The following is a 19,989-nucleotide window of genomic DNA, read 5'->3' on the forward strand; positions in this document are numbered from 1 at the left end:
AGGAATATATTTATGAACAAAATGACAACAGCAGAACGACGTGGCTATCAAATGATTTGTGATGCAACAGGTGCCATGATGGTGGTTGCCTGTGACCAGCGCGGCGGTATGCGTACTTTATTGGCGGCAACGCCGGAAGAGCAGGCGCAGATCTCTAATGAGACATTAGGTAAAACCAAATACGATATTACCCGTTTTCTGGCCTCACAGGCAGGCTGTGTTCTGGTTGACCCTATCTGTGCGGTTCCGGGAATTATTGATGAGGGTGTCGTTCCACGGAACACGGGCCTTTTGATTGGCCTTGATGCTTCCGGGTGGGACACCTCACCTGAAGGCTACCGTATTTCAAAAATGGTCGAAGGTGTTAGTGCCCGTAAAGTGCGTGAGTTAGGTGCCACCGGCGGGAAAATCATGATCTATCTGCGCAGCGATACTCCGAAAGCTAACGTAGAAAATCTCCAGACACTGCGCGATGTTATCGCTGATTTTGCTCGCGAAGACTTGTTCCTGGTGGTCGAGTTCCTGACCTATCAGTTGGAAAATGAGAGTAAAGAAGAGTACCAGAGCAAGATCCCTCAGCTAATTCAGGAAGGTTGTCAGGCCTGTATTGACTGCGGATCTAAAGTACTGAAGATCCCGTATCCTGGAACCGAGCAGGCCTGTGCTTCGGTCACCGATATCTGCGGCGATGTGCCTTGGGCAGTACTCTCTGCAGGCGTAGATCATGCCACCTTCCTGACCCAGGTTGATATTTCGCTGCGTAACGGTGCATCAGGCGTCATTGCCGGACGCTCACTGTGGAAAGACTGCATTTCCCTTGATCGTAATATTTCAAAAGAGAAGCTATCGTCTATTGCCGTATCGCGTCTGCGTGATATTCAGGAATTACTGGTCAAATATAAAAAAGAGCGCAATGTCGCCTGAGCAGAATATCTGTAAAGATAAATAATAGGGCGGCATTATGCCGCCCTTCGCACATCGAAAAAATAAGGGTGACAGATGAGCAATACGCTCGATTTAATTATATTTGACTGCGATGGTGTGCTGGTTGATTCCGAAATTATTGGGATTCAATTAACCGTCTCTCTACTGAATCAACAGGGGGTGGATATTGATGTTGGGAAGTTTACCCGTTTATACAGTGGTCTCGCCTGGGAGGCACTGATCGAGCAGGTTCGCCGCGATACGGGAATCACCCTATCCGCCACAATCGGCCAGCATTTTTATCCTCAGCTGATGGCCGCGTTTGCCACCCGTCTTAAAAGAATCGATGGTAGTCTTGAAGTTATCAGCAATATAACCACCCCGAAGTGTATCTGCTCCAACTCCGGCTGCGAACAACTGGATTATATGCTGACTCTGGTCGGGCTAAAGAGTCTGTTTGCACCTGATATCTATTCGGCTATGGATTTAGGACCGGGACGGGGTAAACCAGAGCCAGATATTTTTCTCCATGGCGCGCAGCAATTTAACGCACAACCGGCTAATACCCTGGTGATTGAGGACTCAGTGCACGGCGTGATGGCCGCCAAACGCGCAGGTATGTATGTCGTGGGATTCACTGGCGGAGCGCATACTACACCAGACCACCAAAGCAGACTGATGACTGCCGGGGCAGATGTGGTTATCGACTCGCTGTATCGCCTTCCTGAGGAAATTGAGCGCTTTCAGCAACTGAAATAAAAATATATATTATTGATATAATTAATTATATTTCTGCCACGTCAAAAGCTATTGGCGCGATAAACTCAACTCTTCCATCAACTAATAGCGTCTCTGGCGGTGCCGGGAAAGGCGCTGCGCGATTGATCGTTGCCAGGGCTTCTTTATCGAGAATTTTGGTTCCGGATGACGTCTGTAAACTGGCACTTATCAGTTCACCCTGGCCATTGAGCACCACTTTGACTTGAGAAATACCGGTTGAGTTATAGCGTAATGCTTCTCTCGGATAGCGTTTTGCCTTACCTAAACGCTGGTGAACTTCACTGTGCCAGCTTTGCTGCCCGCTGACGGCTACCGAGGCATTACTGGTGAAAGTGGCGCTATTATTCGCGGTAGTGCCGGAAGCAGGAACGGCCGTAATCGCTTCTTCCTGAACGCTTTTTGGTGCCTCGGTCACTCTTTTTTGTACCGGTTCGGTTTTTTTCTTCGGCGGCTGCTTTTTCTCGCTCACATGTGCCAGATTACCGTTTTCAACCAGGCGAGTTTTCGGCAAATTTTCAATTTCTTTTACCGGGTCTGGCAGAATTTCTTCTCGGGTGGCCATTTGCTGTTTGGGGGCATGATTAATTTCAGCTTCTTTTTGTTGTTCGAGCTGATAATTACCTATCTGAATAGGAATAGCCGGCGGTAATACACCGGTAACAGGTACTGAGGTCGTCAAATAGCCAATAAAAATAAGCACTAATGAACCATGGAACAGGAGACTTAAAAATACGCTGCCCAGTGGACGAAACACTGAACTCCCCGGCATTTCCACGAGACTACTCATACCCTGTTTTCCTCATGACTTTATTTTTTGCGGATTATAGGCATAATACAAAAAAAAATGATATTCCAAGAAATCATTATTAAATCCACTCTGTATAATTCACGTTACCTTTGATTGCGGCAATTCAGCGGTAATTTGCAGTATGGAGACATGAGAAAAAACTTTTAATTATCAATGTAATTTGAGCAGAATTTTCATCGGCGTACACTCCAGACGCTTTAACGTTTCGATACCCAGAAAATGACTATTGATAAATCTTTTGCCCACAAAATAAGTGGGGCATATCAGTCAACATATAGCCAGTTGGTGCGTTTTTTCCGCAATCGGCTGGATAACAGCAATGATGCTGACGATTTATCACAGGACGTGTTTGCCCAATGGCTGCATCGTAAATCTGACTCTCCGGTTAAAGAGAGCCGGGCCTATTTATTTAAAATTGCCAATAACGTGCTGATCGATCACTGGCGGCGTAATCAGCGAAAAAATTCAGCCGAGGTCGATGTTGAAGAGTGTTTGCTGGATGCACACGCAAGTATTGCCCAGAGCGATCCCAGTGAAATTCTCGAGCAGCAACAACGCATACAAAAACTCAGTGAAGCGATAGAGTTACTTCCTCCTCGCCGCAGAGAAGCGTTTCTGCTGTATCGCTTTGATGGTTTATCGCAAAGTGAGATTGCTGAAAGGATGGAAATTTCTGTCAGTATGGTTGAGAAACACATCGCTGCGGCGTTAGTTCACTGTAAAAATCATCTTGAAAATACGAGTAATAATCCGTCATGACTGACACGCATTCTCCAGACGCCGAGGCTGCTGACACCCTTGATGAGCAGGCCTCTTTGTGGTTTACCCGCCGACACGGCCAGCGTATGAGCGAGGCTGACGCCCTCCAGTTTGAACAATGGTTAAAAGCCTCCCCAGAACATGCTGCAGCCTATGAATCTATTGCCGGCGTCTGGCGTGAATTTGATGCCATGCCCAGACCAGCAATGGCGGTGCAACCTGCACGTAAGTCGATTTTTTTTCCACTTTGGCGGCCATTGGGACACAGCGTTGCCGCCCTGTTTATTGCGACCATTTTATTGTTACCTTACAGTAAGTTACCCGCATTACTACTCAATAACATGACTCTGGTAACCGCTTCTAATCCTAAAGAAGTCACCTTGCCGGATGGCAGTCAGGTATTTTTGAATAACCAAACCCGGATGCGGGTCGCCTATGAAACAACCGTGCGGCAAATCTATCTGGACGAGGGCAGTGTCTTTTTCAAAGTGAAGCCGAATCCTTATCGTCCGTTTATTATTCAGGCTGATGGACGAGAGATTAAGGTCGTGGGTACCCAGTTTGAAGTCAGCAACCAGCAGCACCAGGTCGCAGTCCAGGTCAGTCAAGGCGTAGTCAGCTTTAAAACCGGCGAACAGCAAAAAAATCAGTACTTACTGGCGGGTGATGGTGCGGTAAGTAGTGCAGCAAACAGCAAAATAATAATGAGTAAAATCAATGCACAGGACGTAGCGAGCTGGCGTTTCGGGGAGTTAATCTTTACCGATAAGCCCCTGGCGGAAATCCTCACGCAGCTCAAAGCTTACTCCACGCTCGAGGTTGAGTTATCCCCGCCTTCACTGGCTCAACAAAAAATCTCAGGGCGTATCGATTTACGTCAACCAGAACGCTTTTTCCAGGCGCTTCCTCAGCTTCTTCCGGTTCAGGTCATTTATAAAGACAAAAATAATTTGTTAATTATCAATGACAAAAAAGGTAAATGAAAATTATTTTGATTTGCATGTGAGGATAATTCTCATTCCACCGTCTTCTTAGGCAGTTGTTATTTTTTAGTGGCTGGTTTTAGCACTATTTTGCGCCTCTGCTTAAGAAGAAAGGAAAATCATGTCAATTCACTTTGCCCACCAACGGCTCAAGCCGCTGGCGTTTTTAGTGGCTCTCAGCACCACTTCCGCGTTTGCCCAGGATGTTACTTTTTCTTTGCCTGAACAGTCTCTGGCTGATTCAGTTGCCCAGATTAGCCGTCAGGGACAAATTAATCTGCTGTATAACAAGGCACAATTGAATGGGTTACGCGCCCCTGCCCTGGCCGGCAATTACACTCCGCAAACCGCATTACAAAAAATACTCATCGGCAGTGGACTGGAGCTGGTCAGCGAAAATGGCGTATCGGTCATTCGCCCACAAAATATTAATCAGGGTACTTTGGTGCTGCCAACTACCCAGGTCTCAGGCATTACTCAGGCCAATCCAAGTAACGATGTTATCTCTGCCCCGCAATATGTGACCGCCGAAGAGATCCGCCAGCGTAATACCGGCGATGGCAATATCACCGACTTGATGAAAACTAACCCTGCGGTGCAGTTTGCTAACAGCGACAGCAACTCCATGAACCAGGGAGAAATTAAACCCTCGCGTATTTCTATCCACGGTTCCAGCAGCTATCAGAATGCCTACCGTCTGGATGGCGTCAGTTTTAACAACGATTTTGACCCGGCAGACAGCGGTTTAGGGGAAACCTCAACCCGCCTGAGCACCAGCGACCAGGGAATTTATATTGATAGCCGCCTTATCGACAGTATGTCGGTATATGACAACAATATTCCGGTTGAATTTGGTGGCTTTACTGGCGGAACCGTCGATGTTTCCAGCCGTCGCTGGCAGGGTGAAAACAGCGCTCACGCCTATTACCGCGTGACGCGTTCAGGCTGGAATCAGCTGTTTAATGACCCGGCACAAGGTATTGATAGCAGCAAAAACGACACCTCTAATCCGGCTCGCTTCCAGAATAAATATAACAAAGATGACTTTGGCGGCTGGTTTGAAGTGGGCGTAAGTGAAAACTCAGGCCTGGTATTCTCGGCTTCTCGGCGTAATTCAACGATACCGATGACGGTGACGGGTGGTGCCGGGCCAGTTTTCGATAGCAATAATATACCTGAACTGATTGAGTATGATTCAGGTACTAGAAAACAGCATCGTACCTCAGATAACTTCTTCCTGAAATATTCTCTTGATGTATCAGACAGAACTTCTGTTGATTTATCAACAAATTACGCTTCCTATAAAAGTTATATGTTCTCTTCCAACGTAATGAATTCCGGATATGACTCCAAACATAACGGACTAGGCGTTACCGCGGTACTAAAACACAGATTTGATATTGGACAGCTTGAAGTCACCGCCAATACCCAGGATTTAAAAGACGACCGCAGTAATGATCAGAAATACGATCTGACGCTACGTGCCTTTGATGGTAACTGGCAGATGGTTGAGGCTAACAGCGGTGGTTTAGGTGACTTAACCTCAAAGCAAAAAAATAATAATCTCAAAACCGTGATGCGTTTTGATGCCGTAGAAGATGGTTTAGGTCTGATTCATAGCCCAACCCTGGGCGGCGAGCTGGCCTATACCAAAGGAACTTATAAGCGCGACCACGATTACTTCCGTTATACCTATCAAGGGACGCTCGAAAGAGATGATAATGACGATCTCATCTTTGAGGGCTCACTCAATGATATCACCCGTTTCCAGTCCGGCTCCTATTCCGCGGATTACACCAGCTATGCCCTGTTCCTCGACGATAATATTGAATATGGCAAACTGACTCTGCGCCCAGGTGTTCGTCTGGACAGGGATGATTTTGTTAAGCAAACCAATATCGCACCGCGTTTATCCGGGGTTTATGACCTGTTTGGCGATGGCAGTACCCAGATTATCGGCGGGGTCAACCGCTACTATGGCCGCTCCATGCTGACCTATGCCCTGTACGGTGCCCAGAATGACGGCATGCAAAACTGTATGGGTTGGGAGCAGGCGCCATGCTCTCTAGATCCCAATAAAAACGAGTGGGATAATAAGAAAGATTACGAGGGAATGGACTCGCTGAAAACCCCGTATAACGATGAGTTAACCGCGGCATTGCAGCAAGAGATCCTCTCCACGACCTGGCGTTTGCAGTACGTTCATCGTGAAGGCTATGACGAAGTCAGGAATCGTACCAAATATAATAGCCGTGACATCGATAAACGTAGTATTCGTGTCTTTGATAACGGTGGCCGCAGTTCACACGATACCGTTACCCTGTCTGTCAGAAACAGTCAGCCGTGGGAATGGGCGCAGGCCTCCCATGTGATGAATGCCGCTCTGACCTGGCAAGAGTCAAAAAGTAATACACCGAAAGATGCGGGCTATAGCTCCTTTGATCCTGCCAACCGCGTTAATCTGAATAAAGTCTGGTATGACGGTAAGGTGATTGATGCCTCTAAGCTGCCCTCCACCAGCTTTAACTCACCATTTAAGTTCAACCTGGAACTGACCAGCGTCTGGGATAACTATGACCTGACCTGGTATAACCGCCTGCAATGGTTTGGGGCGCGTAACCAGGCCGTGCGTTATGACAACTCTTACTACTCTGATGCTGAGAATGGTCAGATGCGTAAATACACCAAGCAACACTTCGGCAGCCGCTACACCTGGGATACCCGCCTGGGCTGGAAACCTGCTTTTGCCTATGGCTTCGGCTTCTCTGTTGAAGTGAATAACGTTCTGAATAATAAGAATGTGGCTGACCGCTTTGTGTTTGAAGACCGCATCATCAGATCCTACGATCCGGGCCGTCAGTTCTGGCTGCAAGTGAATTACGATCTGTAAATTTAGCGTTAAAAAGTCGTCCTGTTTCGAGTGCCCCCAGCGCTTGGGGCAGGACGGCTCCCCCTGATGTGAGCAACCAGAATAAGATAACTATTAATGTCATGAAGACACTGAAACAATTTTACTATTTAGTTAAACCTTTTTTAGGGCAGCGTGCTGCCCTTTACTGTTGGGCTTTGCTTATTGCTTCTCTGACCCTGACGCTGTCATCGGTCTGGTTCAATGTGCAAATGAATATGTGGAACGGTGATTTCTATAACGCACTGCAAAAATTAGACGGCCAGGCGTTATACGGTTTATTACAGCATTTTGTGGTCCTGGTCAGTGGGCTGATCTTTGTCGTGGTGATGGGCAACTATCTTAAACAGATGCTGATCATTCGCTGGCGTAAAGGCATGACCGAGCAAGTTCTGACGCGCTGGCTCTCACCCCATAGCAAACATTATATGCTGCGCTTAACCTCCCAGGAGCCTGATAATCCGGACCAGCGTATTGCCGAAGATGTGCGGCTTTTAATTGAGTCGACGCTGAATCTGCTGGTGACCTTCCTGCATTCCGTCCTGACATTAATTTCATTTGCCGCCATTCTCTGGACCCTTTCCGGCAGCCTGAGCTTTGAGTTCGCCGGCAGCACCTGGACGATTGCCGGCTATATGTTCTGGGCCTGTATTATTTACACCCTTGTCGGTATTGCGCTGACTCAGTGGATTGGTTACCCGCTGCGCCGCCTGCATATGGACAAGCAACGTCGTGAAGCCAACTACCGTAGTCAGCTGATTAATTGTCGCCAGCATGGAGATGCGATTGCCGGGCAACGGGGTGAATCTCAGGATACCAGAGAGCTAATGCTGCGTTTTAGCGAGATTGTCAAAAACTGGAATCAGCTCATTCGCAATGAGCGCAACCTGTCGTTTTATACCGTTGGTTATCAGCAAGTGACCGCCCTGGCGCCGGTGCTGTTAGCTTTGCCCAAATTTCTTACCGGAGAAATTATGTTAGGTGGCCTGATGCAGCTTCGTCAGGCCTTTAGCAGTGTCGCAACCTCATTAGGCTGGTTTATTTTCGCCTATAAAGAGATTGCCGCCTGGCAGGCCACGGTATCCCGTCTCTATAATTTTGTCGTGTTATTAGAAAACGATAACCCGGCTAAAGCAGAAGTGACTGACAATAAAACGCCTCTCAGTGCCTCAATCAGTGTGACATCCGCCGATAATAGCTGCCTGATTGATAAGGTCAGCCTGAAAGTTGAAGCTGGCGAATTACTGCTTATTTCAGGTCGTTCGGGTATCGGTAAATCAACATTATTACGTACCCTCAGCGGTCACTGGCCTTATTTTAGCGGCGATATTACGCGCACCGCCGACCTGATGTGGGTGCCACAGCGCCTTTATTTACCGGTTAGCCGTCTCGATAACTTGCTGACCTATCCGCGCGATGCCTCGCAATTCAGTGAGAGTGATTTGCACCGGGCACTCAGCCAGGTGGGATTAGAAAAACTTTATTATCAGCTCAGCCTGGAAACTGACTGGAGCAATCGCTTATCCGGAGGGGAACAACAACGCGTGATGTTTGCCCGTCTGCTGCTTAACCGCCCTAAATTACTGTTGCTGGATGAGACTACCTCGGCCCTGGATGAAACCAGCGCCCTGGAACTCTTACAGAAACTCAAAACGGAATTACGCGATAGCGCGATTGTTTTAGTCAGCCATCAGAGCTTCCTGTCGTCACTAGCCGAAAGCAAGCTACGTCTTGGCGACACGCCTGACTCCCCTCTCTTACTCTCAGGAACACCTGAATATGTTTCGTAAACTTATCGTCCTTACTGTCAGTGGATTTATGCTGGTCGGCTGCGCGACTCATCCCACCGCGTCCTCTGAGGCCGGGAAAAATACTTTGCTGCCAGTACGCAGCAATCTGCAACATTTCACCCTCGATAACGGGCTACAAGTCTATTTACTACAGCGTAGTCAGCCGGGCGTGGAACTACGTTTGCTGGTGAAAAGCGGCTCGGTTCAGGAAAATGAACAGCAGTTGGGACTCGCCCACTTTACCGAACATATGGCCTTTAAAGGGACACAACATTTCCCGGGCACCAGCGGTTTCCGACAGCTGGAACAGCAAGGCTTTAAACTGGGCAGTCATGTCAATGCGGTTACCAGTCTGAACTCAACCTTGTATCAATTATCGCTACCTGAAGCCACCGCTGCGCAAGTTGCGACCGGCCTGCAAGTAATGTCTGACTGGGCATCGCATATTAGTTTCGATAAAGAGGCTTTTGAGAAAGAGCGTCCGGTGATTGTTGAAGAGTGGCGTCTACGCCAGGGGATGGGCTACCGTATTAATGATAGTCTGGAAAAACTACGCTATCACGGCAGTCGCTATGCCGAGCGTAATCCTATCGGTTCTTTAGATATTGTGCGAGAAGCGCCGATTGAACAGGCGATCGCCTACTATCAAACCTGGTATCAGCCACAGCGTATGGCTCTGGTGGTGATTGGTGATTTTAATACGACTGCAGTACGTAAAGATATCGACACCCTGTTTGCTTCAGCTCCCGCGAAAAACCCAGCACAAGATGATGCCCAGTGGAAAAAATTCAACCACTCAACTCAGCTGTTAGTACAACCGGTTTTCGATAAAGAGCAAGGACAGCGCTTTGTGCAATTTGCGCTGCAAAAAGATGTTTCAGCCCCGTTAAATACCCGTCAGGGGCAATATGATGACTTAATGGATAGCCTGTGGTTAGCCATTTTAAATCAACGCTTCTCGGTCCTGGTGGATAATGGTGTTCTGCCAGCTATCAGTATTAATGAACAGGGATCGATGCTCGACGATCGTCGCCTGCAACAGCTAATGATAATCCATCCGAAAGGGGATGATTATCGCGGTGCGACACAGGTTCTGTTCACCGAACTCCAGCGTATGGCGACAGAACCCGCTACCCAGCAGGAACTGGACGATGTCAGACAAGCGATGCTGAAAAAACTGAGTCAGCAAGCAGCAACAGAACAACGTTACGGCAATGACTATCTGGCCGGTCAGCTCACCACGGCTCTGGAACTTGATATGCCGCTGTGGAATAAACGTCAGCAGTTAGATACCACCTGGCAGTTGCTTAAAAACGTTAAACCTCAGGACTTACAGCAACATGTCGCCACATTCTTAAATGTCGCCTCTCCGCGCCTGGCACTGATTGGCCCGGATAGCGATGCTGCGAAATCAGACAGTAATGCCTTTACCAGCCAGTGGCAGCAGGCGCGTAAAAGTTCACCGGGTCCCTTCACCAGTCGTTCGCAAACCATCAGTTTGCAGTTACCTCGCCCGGCAAAAGGGAGTATCACCGCTCAAAGCACGCTTCCGATCGATAAAACCGAACAGTGGCAATTAAGCAATGGTATTAAAGTCATTGTTAAAGCAGACAAAAGCTTAAAAGAAGATGTTCAGCTTAAACTACAACTGCCGGGTGGACGTTCATTAGAAACTGCGCAAACAGCGGGCTTGACCGATTGGGCACTCAAGTTGCCAGAAAGTAGCGGTTATGGTGAATATAGCGCACGTGAGCTGGCTTTGCTGGCGAAGCAAAATCAAATATCTCTGCGTCCTTATAGTGAATTACTTAACCATGGTTTCCGGATAAAAACACCAGCGGATAATCTCGAGACAACAATGCAACTGCTGTACCTCAAACTGACCGCGCCACAATTTAGCGGTGAGAAACTGGAGCAGCAAAAAGAGGCCTTTGCTCTGAGCCAGTCCAAGGTTCCGGTTGAGCGTACCTTCCTCGATAATATCAACAAACAGAGCTATAACCATGGCGAACTGCTGGTGATTAACCCCGAGGGCGGCTGGCGTAACTTCACGGCTCAGCAATTGCAACAGGCTAACCGCCAGTTACTGACCTCTACCGCGGATATGACCCTGGTGATCAGTGGTGCGGTCAATAGTCGTGATTTAAAACCGCTGCTGGAACAATGGGTCGCGTCACTACCCGCTGAAAATAGTGGTCTTGCCTGGCGTGACCAAGGGATTACCCCCAAAATGTCGACGATGAATCATCGCTACCCGATCAGTAGCAGTGATAAGAGCATGGTCAGCCTGCAATATTCTGCTCCGGCGCAGTGGTCACAGAAAGATCAGCTAGCCTTACAGCTACTGGATACCATTGTGAGTCAGCGCTTACGTTCTGAATTACGTGAAAAAGCCAGCGGGATCTATGCTCTGGGCTTCTCGCAGATGCTGGTGAAAAAACCAAGCCCTTACTACCTGGCGCGGCTGAATTTCACCACCTCACCGGAGCGTAGCGAAGAGTTAACGCAAATCGCTCAGAAAACATTGCAGCAAATGAGTCAGTCGGGCGTTAATGAAAAAGAGCTCTCCGAGGCAAAAAATATGTGGCAGACGGAAAATGCTCAGGGAATGGACGGTTCCGGTTACTGGACTGAAGCCCTGGCACAAATTGCCTCTGATGACGGTCAGTATCAGCGCCTGAATCAAGAAAATACGATTATCAGTCAGCTAACCACTCAGGATATTAGCGCTCTGGCTAAACAGTATTTAGGTAAGAATCAGAAAGTATTTACCATGACGCCTTAAGTCACAGAGAAATAAGTGCTTACTAACTTTTAGTCAGTCGCAGAGGTTTTTAGAGACAATAAAGACCAAAAAGGCTCCTTTCGGAGCCTTTTTTAGTGAACGGTACTTTTTGATAACAAATTGATAATCAGGACGCCAATACAGATAAAAGTAATACCAATGATGGCTGGAAGATCAAGTTTCTGCCCGCTGATTAGCCAGCCCGCCAGGCTAATCAGTACAATCCCGATGCCAGACCAAATCGCATAAGCAATGCCGGTGGGTATATGGCTCAGCACCTGCGATAGCATGTAAAACGAAACGCCATAAAGCGCTAACGAGCCAAGGGTAAACCAAAGTTTTGTGAACCCTTCCGAAAACCTGAGCAAGGTAGTCGCAATCACTTCGGTGACAATCGCTATGCCTAAAAAAATGTATGGATTCATTAATCTATCTCTGATAAGTACGTTACCTGTCGGCGATGAAGGCATTTTACTCGATTCTTTGCAGATTAAAATGACAGAGATACTGAGCTGCCTCTCGTCCAGTTCCACCTTGTCCGCCCGGAAGAATTAAACGTGATTGGCCCCTTCCAGCGCAGCCCTTAATTCACCTTCCGTCATCCGCACACAATAAGAAGGCATTCCTCGCTGGAAGCGCCAGCCTTCTGAAAGTGAACCTGCATCAACCGCATCAAATCCAAATTCGTCGTATAACCTGCGAACCGTATTTTTTATTTCCAGGTCATCGCCTGCCAGCGGCAATGCCCGGCGCTGGGGATCTCCTGCTGGCAAGCCGTCGTTTTCAAGATCTGTCATCTGAATCGCATTGAATGCTTTGGTTATTTTCGATTCAGGAAGGAAACTTGCAAGATACTCACTGGTGGTCGTGGTCTGGTTATCCAGCTTAGCCACCTGCCCGTCACGTTCAGGATAATAATTCACCGCATCTATCAGCGGTTTTCCAGCAAGCTCAGCTGCCGGTAGTTGTCCGATAGCCGTCAGCGGTACGGCAATTACCACAATATCGCCATAAAGAGCCGCCTCAGTCGCGGTGCCGATTTCACAGCCAATCATCGGCTTAAGGCTGAACAAGGTTTGCGGCCCACGCGAATTACTCAGCATAACCTGATGCCCGGCTTGTATTGCCAGTTTAGCTATCGCCCGACCAACAAATCCTGCGCCAATAATGCCTATTTTCATGATTCTCACCTTTCATTTTGCTGTTGAAAGGTTAAGAATAATTGCACACTAATTATTGATAAATTCTCTTAAGAGACACAGATAAACAACAAATAAGAGGGAATCATGGATCGCTTAACCAGTATGAATGTCTTTGTCAGAACCGCCGATCTGGGTTCCTTCGCCGCTGCGGCTGAGGCATTGCGAATTTCGCCGCAAATGGTGGCAAAACATATTGCCCGGCTCGAATCAAGGCTGGGTACCCCCCTGATTAACCGCACCACGCGTCGTCAGCACCTTACCGACATCGGGCGGAGTTATTATGAACGCTGTAAAATTGTGCTTTCAGAAGCAGAGGCCGCGGACGCCATTGCGCTGGAAATGAAGGCTTCACCTTCCGGTACCTTACGGGTGAATGCCCCGGTGACCTTCGGGAGTTCATCGCTGGCCCCCTTTATTACCCATTATCTGGCCGAATTCCCACAGACTCAGATTGAGCTTACGCTGAGCGACAGGAGAGTCGACCCGCTTGAGGAGGGATATGAAGTTATCCTGCGTATCGGCGAACTCAGTGACAGCCAGATGATTGCCTATCCGCTGCGGCCCTACCGGCTGATTGCCTGCGCTTCACCGGATTATCTTGCGCAGAATGGAATACCGAAAACCCCTGCCGATCTGGCCACCCATTCCTGTCTGGTTTACGGTATCTGGTCACCTCAGGCCCCCTGTCGCTGGCAATTTCAGCAGGACGGTAAAGTACAGGAAATTCATCCTGAGGGTCGCCTGCGTTCCAATGACTGGCGGGCCCTGCTGCATGCTGCCGTGAGTGGATATGGTGTCACACTTGGCCCGGAAGATGTGCTGAGTGAAGAGATAGGTGCCGGGCGTCTGGTACAAGTATTACCTGACTACGAGGGGCCTTCACGACCGATGCATCTGCTGACGCCAGCCGGATTACGGCAAACGGTGAAAATCCGTAGTTTTATTCAGGCGGTGAGACAGGCATTTGGCTGATTATCGGGTATTAATGATTATTTAATCCTTTATGCTGTTAAATATTAAACAGGTTAAGATAATCATTAATGAACAAAAACGCAGACTAAGGAACAGGTACCCGAACCCATGATTTGGATAATGCTGGCCACACTGATTGTGGTATTTATTGTTGGTTTCAGAGTATTAACTTCGGGAACACGACGGGCAATTCGCCGTCTGAGCGAACGCTCAGGAGTAGACCTGGTTACCGTAGAGTCGATGATAGATCAGATGGGTAAACAGCCCGGTAACGAGTTTTTGCAGTATTTGCATCGTCCTGATGAGTCTCATATTCAAAATGCCGCACAAGTTTTGCTTATCTGGCAGGGCGTGATGATAGATGCCAGCCAGCAAAACCTGCAACTCTGGCATCGCATCTTGAAAAAAAACCGTCTGGCGGCACCGATAACTGAAGCTCAGTTACGTCTGGCGCTCGGTTTTCTGCGTGAAATGGAAATTGAAATGCAGGAGCTTCGTGACTTTCAGGTTCGTTACAATAGCCTGTTTTTACCTGAGGATGGCGTGGTCTGGCTACACTAAAGACAGGCAGTCTCGCTGCAAAAAGGGCGCTGCGCGCCCTCCGCTTCTACTCAATCAAATGAAACTCCCGCTGCAACCAGCATTTAACTTGCTGAATATCTTCTCGCTCAGCTTTCTGCTGACTGGTGACAAAATAATAATTTCCACCGGGCAGACTCCCCGGAAGCGCAATCCGCAACAGTCCCTGCTTCAGCGCCTGCTGAATCAGCAACTCACTGGCTAACAGCACCCCTTGCCCGGCTATAGCAGCATGTATGGCATGGGTCTCATCATCAAAACGAATACCTGAATGTACCGCCAGATTTACCGGACCAAAGGCCATTTTCCAGTGTTCCCAGTCCGGTTCAGGTGTCGGGATGTGACGATTTTCAATATGGAACAAGGTCAGTCCAACGAGATCCTCTGGTGTGTTCAGACGGAGTTGCGGACTGGCTACCAGCACAAAACTATCCTGATACAGCAAGATACTGTCGAGATTTTTATCAGCCTGCATACCATAGCGGATAGCACAATCCGCCACGCTGCCGCGAACATCGACTAAATCGGTACTACTGTGTAAACGTAGTTCCAGACTGGAATATTGCTGATGTAACAATGGCAAACGGGGAACCAGCCAGTTAGTTAAAAAATTAGAGGTAGTACTCAGCGTGAGCGTCGGGGGTTGCCCGGGAGCCTGTATCTCGTCTATCGCTTCACGCAAGGTGGTAAAGATATTGCCCGATGCCCGAAAGAGAATCTCCCCCGCACCAGTCAGCGCGACTCCGCGCGCTGAACGAATAAATAATCGCTGATTAAGTGACTCCTCCAGCACCCGAATTTGATGGCTGATGGCCGTCGACGTGACGCCGATTTCTTCAGCGGCAAGTTTGAAACTGACGTGCCGGGCAACCGCATCAAAAGCACGAATAGCCGTCAATGGGGGTAATCGCTGCTGCTTCATGACTGAATTAATCTCATCTGTTGCTGAATTATATGACTTTGATTTGCAGTATTAATAAGGCGTAGCCTGTTTCACATCATCAATATCAGGTGAATCATTTTCATCATATATCATTAGCAGGAAGTACTCTATGACACAAACCGATACCTTAACGTCAGCCTCTTCTGTGCGTTATCTGGCGTTGCTGGCTCCCTGCATTGCCCAGGCGTTGATCGCGCTGGATTATGCGATTGTTTATGTTGCGCTTCCTACGCTTGCTCATCAACTGACGCTTTCAGTCAGCGAAATGCAGTGGGTCGTCTCTCTTTATGGGCTGAGTTTTGCCGCATTATTGCTGATGGGCGGAAGTCTTTGTGACAAACTCGGAGCCAGACGCGTATTCAGTCTCGGTATGCTGGGATTTTTACTGGCATCAGCGCTCGGTGGGCTGGCATCTGATGGGTCATTATTGTTAATCGCCCGAGGAGGTCAGGGGCTGTCTGCTGCTATGCTACAACCTGCGGTGATGGCTCTGCTGGCACAACGCTTTCACGGTGAGTCACATAACCGTGCACTGGCAATCTGGAGCGCTATCGGAACCCTGGGACTGATATCCGGCGTGATGCTCGGTGGCGTGCTGACCGCTATCAGCTGGCGCACAATTTTCTTTATCAATATTCCCCCGGGCCTGATTGCACTCTGGTTCGTACGTAAGCATTATCAGCAAAAACGGCCGGACAGCGCTTCACAGCCTGTGGGTATCGCGGCTCTGGTCGGTTGTGGTACTGCCGGAGCACTCGTCTGGGCAATGATGCGCTATGCCGAAATCGGTACCATGGATTATTTCGCTAACCAGATTGCAGCGGCGATGCTGGTACTGTTTATTTTACATGAGCGTTTTGCGACTCAACCACTCCTGTCACGAGAACTCCGTGAGATACCCGGCTTAAGAATCGGCTGGCTCAGCAGTGCTTTTTATATGGCAAGTGTCGGAAGTCAGTTTTATGCCATGACTCTGCTTTGGCAGCAGACCTTACAGCTGGATGCCGTTACCACCGGCCTGCTGTTCACGCCACTGGCACTGCTGATTGTGGTCGGTAATCTTATCTATACCCACTTCAGTAAGTATTTTACCGGCGGTCAGTTACTGATGGCCGGGTTTGCGGGGGCGGGTCTTGGGCTAAAATTACTTTCAGTTGCGCCATATACCCCGCTGTCTCTGAGTTTTATCACAGGGATAATACTGAGTGGTATCGGGCATGGCATTATTTTCCCCGCCATGTTTGCTGTTGGTCTGAAAAAAGTGCATTTGCAGCAGCAAGGACGTGCCAGTGCTCTGATAATCACCAGCCAGTATATTGCCGGAGCAATGACCCTGGCAGTTATCTCCCTGTTTCTCGGAATTGCGCCTGATATCGCTGACTGGGCCGACGTATTTTCGCTGTTAAGCGCTCTGGCATTTATCGGTATGCTGGTTGCTCTGTGTGCTGACAAAAAATAATCTAAGGGGCATTGTTATGCCCCCGATTATCAATAATTAGCCGCGATTCAGGGTAAATACCCGCACACTTTCCAGCAACAGGCTGGATTGCTCTTTCAGTGAACCACTGGCTGCAGATGACTCCTCAACCAGTGAAGCATTCTGCTGAGTCGTGGTATCAATCTGCCCCATTGCAACGTTAATCTGCGCAATACCGTCACTCTGTTCATTACTAGCACGCGCGATTTCATCCACCAGATCCTGTACACGAGCAACATTAACCACTATCTCTTGCATACCGGTATCCGCCTGGCTGACCAGACCACGGCCTTGGGTAATTTTACCCACAGAGGCACCAATAATATCGCGGATCTCTTTCGCAGCACCTGAGCTTCTCTGGGCCAGGGTTCTGACCTCTCCGGCAACAACCGCAAAACCACGGCCCTGTTCACCAGCTCGGGCCGCTTCAACCGCAGCATTCAGCGCGAGTATATTGGTCTGGAAAGCAATTCCCTCAATGGCGGCAATAATATCCGTCATCTTTTGTGCACCACTATGGATCTCACCCATCGCAGAGGCCACACTGTGCATACGCTCACTGTTGGCTTTGACCATTTTGCCTGACTCAGTAAACAGTTCGTTGACCAGGCGAGCATTACTCGCGGTACTTTGAATCGTTGAGGTTAGCTGTTCCAGGGTCGCTGCCGTTTGCTCCACGCTAGCGGCTTGTTCTTCGGTACGTGCAGCTAAATCCTGGTTACCGGCATCTATTTCATCCGCCGCCATCGCAATATTTTCGGCTCCAGAGCTGACGTTTCTGACCGTCGTTGCGAGGGAGTCCACCATCTCTTTCAGAGAGTGCATCAGCTGGCCTAACTCATCACGGGAATGAACGGTCACCTCGGTGGTGAGATCGCCCTGAGCAACCAGGCTTGCCACCGTGACCGCTTCTTTCAATGGTCGTGTAATACTGCGAGTAATGGCCCAGGAAATAAGCAGTCCACCACCGACGCCTAATGCAATCAGAAATAACATCACTAATTCATTGTTATGCGAGGTTTTCTGAATTTCACTATGAGTGGTGTTAATCAGGTTTTTTTGAAAATCTAACAGGTTGTATAAAGCCTGACGATACTCATCACTGACCGGAACCATTTTGTTCCAAATAAAATCCTCAATAACTTCATGCTCACCACTTCCGGCTAACACAATGCCTTCGTTGCGCGTCATCAGGTACTTTTCACGTATAGAAGCAATATTACTCAGTAATTGCTTACCTTCATCCTGTTCAACCAGGGCAACCATTTGTTCCTGGATTTTACTGGTATCCATACTGTTTTTTGCGATTTGCAGCATCAGTTTCTGGCGTAGTGGCGCACCTTCAGTGGCCATCGCGGCAATGGTAATACCATTATTTTTATCAATTTGCGCCAGCCACTGTGCACTTAAGCGTTCCTTTACTAAATGCTTTTCGAGCAATTCATCAACATCTTTCACATTTTCCCGGCTAAACCAAACGGCACTTGCCCCCATCAGTACCATCAGAGCTAATATTAGAAAAAAACCGGTATTAAGTCGTACGCCTACCCGCATATCACTGAATTTCATTCATTTTCCTTATTGTGACATCAACCGCACCAGAGAAATCGGGTATTATGGATGATATTTTTAATAAACTTGTTTATACGGGTATCGGATATACGTTCACTTTCTATAGGTATAAATAAAAATAAATATTTTTTATTTTTTTGAAAGGCGTATTTAAAATAAATCTGCGTGATTAATGTCACATATCGGTAAGGAAAATCAAAAATAAAACCCAATCCATTAAATCATTAGTGCGCTATCCATATATTAAATAAGGATTAAGTTAAACGGGTATCATGGGTTTTATCACTTTCGGAGTAACGTTGTACGTGTCATGTCCTTCCAGCCGCAGATTACTGATTCTTTTTTGTAACCCGGCAACCTGATTATTCAGTACATCGGCAGAGCTGGTTAATTCTTCAGACACGAAAATATTGCTTTGGGTAACTTTTTCCAATTCGGATAAAGCAATGGTTATTTGATGGATACCTTTCTCTTGTTCTGCGGTAGCGATATAAATATGTTCCATAAGTTCTTCAATATTTGTCGATCCTGAAACAATATCCTGCATGTTTTTCTCTGCATCTGTCACCAGGCTGACCCCCTGCATGACATTCTGGCTGGTCATTTCAATTAACGATTTGATATTTTTTGCTGATACCGCGCTTTGATGTGCCAGATTACGAACTTCACCAGCAACAACCGCAAAACCTTTACCATGCTCACCTGCTCTGGCGGCTTCCACTGCGGCATTAAGCGCCAGGATATTGGTCTGAAAGGCAATGTTATCAATAATACTGATAATTTCCGTCATTTTATTAGCGCACCCGGTAATCGAGGCCATATTACTGGTTAACTTCTGCATTAAATGACTACCATGATTTGCTGAACGATGAGCACTGATGGTGATTTCACTCAGCTTACGAGTACTCTCAGCATTGTTTTTGGTGCCAACAGATATCTGTTCCATACTGGCGGCTGTTTCGATGAGCATTGCTGACTGCTGTTCTGTTTTTACTGACAGGCTGTCACTTTGACTTACCAGATGATTCGACAGATGCTTTGCTGAGAGTGAGGACTGCCGGATATCCAGTACCAGGCTGGTTATTTCAGATGACAGTTTATTGATACCAGGAATGAGACGTCCCGCACAGTTATTACCAAATTCAGCAATATGAACTGATAAATTCCCGGAACCAATCTCATCAATATTTCGCTTAACTTCATTAATAGGTTTAACAAGGTACAGGGTCATATATGTCCAGAGACAGATAATCAAAACACACCAGGCGATATTAAGCATCAATAAAACGGAAGCACTCGCTGCCAGAAGAAACGCTAATATATCAATGAGTAAAAAAGAACACACCATAAATAAAGTAATGACGTTTCTGACACTGGCATTTTTCAGCATAACTCACCCTCGGGCTTTATTTAACACTGATATAGTTATGGTCATTTTTTTACATAAAATCCAACATTGAATAAAAATTAAAATTATATTTCGCCCTAACCAGGTTAAATGGAATTT

At 47.7% G+C, this 19,989-nt stretch carries 16 protein-coding genes; 10 read left to right on the plus strand and 6 right to left on the minus strand.

Going from position 1 to position 19,989, the window contains the following annotated elements; all coding sequences use genetic code 11:
- The first annotated feature begins 12 nt into the window (after positions 1-12).
- The gene (locus M2387_RS07550) at positions 13-924 is read left to right on the plus strand and encodes a tagatose-bisphosphate aldolase (RefSeq protein ID WP_259048464.1); all 912 of its coding nucleotides are present in this window, start codon (positions 13-15) and stop codon (positions 922-924) included.
- Positions 925-999: 75 nt separating this feature from the next.
- Complete coding sequence (locus M2387_RS07555; RefSeq protein WP_259048466.1) at positions 1,000-1,683, plus strand: HAD family hydrolase; 684 nt, start codon at positions 1,000-1,002, stop codon at positions 1,681-1,683.
- A 25-nt stretch (positions 1,684-1,708) separates the two neighbouring features.
- Here the strand turns inward: M2387_RS07555 and M2387_RS07560 are convergent, their stop codons facing one another.
- Positions 1,709-2,491, minus strand: coding sequence for an energy transducer TonB (locus tag M2387_RS07560; protein WP_259048468.1), 783 nt, complete (start codon positions 2,489-2,491; stop codon positions 1,709-1,711).
- A 240-nt stretch (positions 2,492-2,731) separates the two neighbouring features.
- Between M2387_RS07560 and M2387_RS07565 the strand changes: the two genes are divergently transcribed.
- The 5 genes from M2387_RS07565 to M2387_RS07585 all read left to right on the plus strand — a co-directional run bounded on the left by M2387_RS07565 (position 2,732) and on the right by M2387_RS07585 (position 11,737).
- Complete coding sequence (locus M2387_RS07565) at positions 2,732-3,271, plus strand: RNA polymerase sigma factor (protein ID WP_259048470.1); 540 nt, start codon at positions 2,732-2,734, stop codon at positions 3,269-3,271.
- Positions 3,268-4,254: a FecR family protein gene (locus tag M2387_RS07570; protein ID WP_259048472.1), complete on the plus strand. Its 987-nt coding sequence runs from the start codon at positions 3,268-3,270 to the stop codon at positions 4,252-4,254. The genes M2387_RS07565 and M2387_RS07570 overlap by 4 nt, the downstream gene beginning before the upstream one ends.
- A gap of 121 nt (positions 4,255-4,375) precedes the next feature.
- Positions 4,376-7,144 (plus strand): TonB-dependent receptor, encoded by a 2,769-nt coding sequence (locus M2387_RS07575; RefSeq protein ID WP_259048474.1) that lies wholly within the window; start codon positions 4,376-4,378, stop codon positions 7,142-7,144.
- A gap of 101 nt (positions 7,145-7,245) precedes the next feature.
- Positions 7,246-8,952: an ABC transporter ATP-binding protein/permease gene (locus tag M2387_RS07580; protein ID WP_259048476.1), complete on the plus strand. Its 1,707-nt coding sequence runs from the start codon at positions 7,246-7,248 to the stop codon at positions 8,950-8,952.
- On the plus strand, positions 8,942-11,737 hold the full coding sequence (locus tag M2387_RS07585; protein WP_259048478.1) for a M16 family metallopeptidase: 2,796 nt from the start codon (positions 8,942-8,944) through the stop codon (positions 11,735-11,737). The genes M2387_RS07580 and M2387_RS07585 overlap by 11 nt, the downstream gene beginning before the upstream one ends.
- 92 nt (positions 11,738-11,829) lie before the next feature.
- Here M2387_RS07585 and M2387_RS07590 read toward each other — a convergent pair whose 3' ends face one another.
- Together M2387_RS07590 and M2387_RS07595 are read right to left on the minus strand one after the other, a co-directional pair.
- Positions 11,830-12,162: an EmrE family multidrug efflux SMR transporter gene (locus M2387_RS07590; protein ID WP_259048480.1), complete on the minus strand. Its 333-nt coding sequence runs from the start codon at positions 12,160-12,162 to the stop codon at positions 11,830-11,832.
- A 126-nt stretch (positions 12,163-12,288) separates the two neighbouring features.
- Positions 12,289-12,918, minus strand: a complete 630-nt coding sequence (locus tag M2387_RS07595; protein WP_259048482.1) for an NADPH-dependent F420 reductase — start codon at positions 12,916-12,918, stop codon at positions 12,289-12,291.
- Positions 12,919-13,023: 105 nt separating this feature from the next.
- Between M2387_RS07595 and M2387_RS07600 the strand changes: the two genes are divergently transcribed.
- Both M2387_RS07600 and M2387_RS07605 read left to right on the plus strand, forming a co-directional pair.
- On the plus strand, positions 13,024-13,911 hold the full coding sequence (locus M2387_RS07600) for a LysR family transcriptional regulator (protein ID WP_259048483.1): 888 nt from the start codon (positions 13,024-13,026) through the stop codon (positions 13,909-13,911).
- 108 nt (positions 13,912-14,019) lie between these two features.
- Positions 14,020-14,472 carry a DUF1198 domain-containing protein gene (locus M2387_RS07605; protein ID WP_259048485.1) on the plus strand — a complete coding sequence of 151 codons (453 nt, stop codon included), beginning with the start codon at positions 14,020-14,022 and terminating at the stop codon, positions 14,470-14,472.
- Positions 14,473-14,518: 46 nt separating this feature from the next.
- Here the strand turns inward: M2387_RS07605 and M2387_RS07610 are convergent, their stop codons facing one another.
- Entirely contained in the window at positions 14,519-15,412 is an 894-nt protein-coding gene (locus tag M2387_RS07610) for a LysR substrate-binding domain-containing protein (protein WP_259048487.1), read from the minus strand.
- Positions 15,413-15,542: 130 nt separating this feature from the next.
- Here M2387_RS07610 and M2387_RS07615 point away from each other — a divergent pair, with 130 nt between their 5' ends.
- A complete protein-coding gene (locus M2387_RS07615) occupies positions 15,543-16,892 on the plus strand; it encodes an MFS transporter (protein WP_259048489.1) in 1,350 nt (449 codons plus the stop codon).
- 36 nt (positions 16,893-16,928) lie between these two features.
- On the opposite strand, the gene M2387_RS07620 is transcribed toward M2387_RS07615, so the two are convergent.
- Both M2387_RS07620 and M2387_RS07625 read right to left on the minus strand, forming a co-directional pair.
- The gene (locus M2387_RS07620; protein WP_259048491.1) at positions 16,929-18,479 is read right to left on the minus strand and encodes a methyl-accepting chemotaxis protein; all 1,551 of its coding nucleotides are present in this window, start codon (positions 18,477-18,479) and stop codon (positions 16,929-16,931) included.
- Positions 18,480-18,741: 262 nt separating this feature from the next.
- Positions 18,742-19,872: a methyl-accepting chemotaxis protein gene (locus M2387_RS07625; protein ID WP_259048493.1), complete on the minus strand. Its 1,131-nt coding sequence runs from the start codon at positions 19,870-19,872 to the stop codon at positions 18,742-18,744.
- Positions 19,873-19,989 lie beyond the last annotated feature (117 nt).

It is taken from the genome of Klebsiella sp. BIGb0407 (assembly GCF_024807845.1).
Classification (GTDB): domain Bacteria; phylum Pseudomonadota; class Gammaproteobacteria; order Enterobacterales; family Enterobacteriaceae; genus JGM124.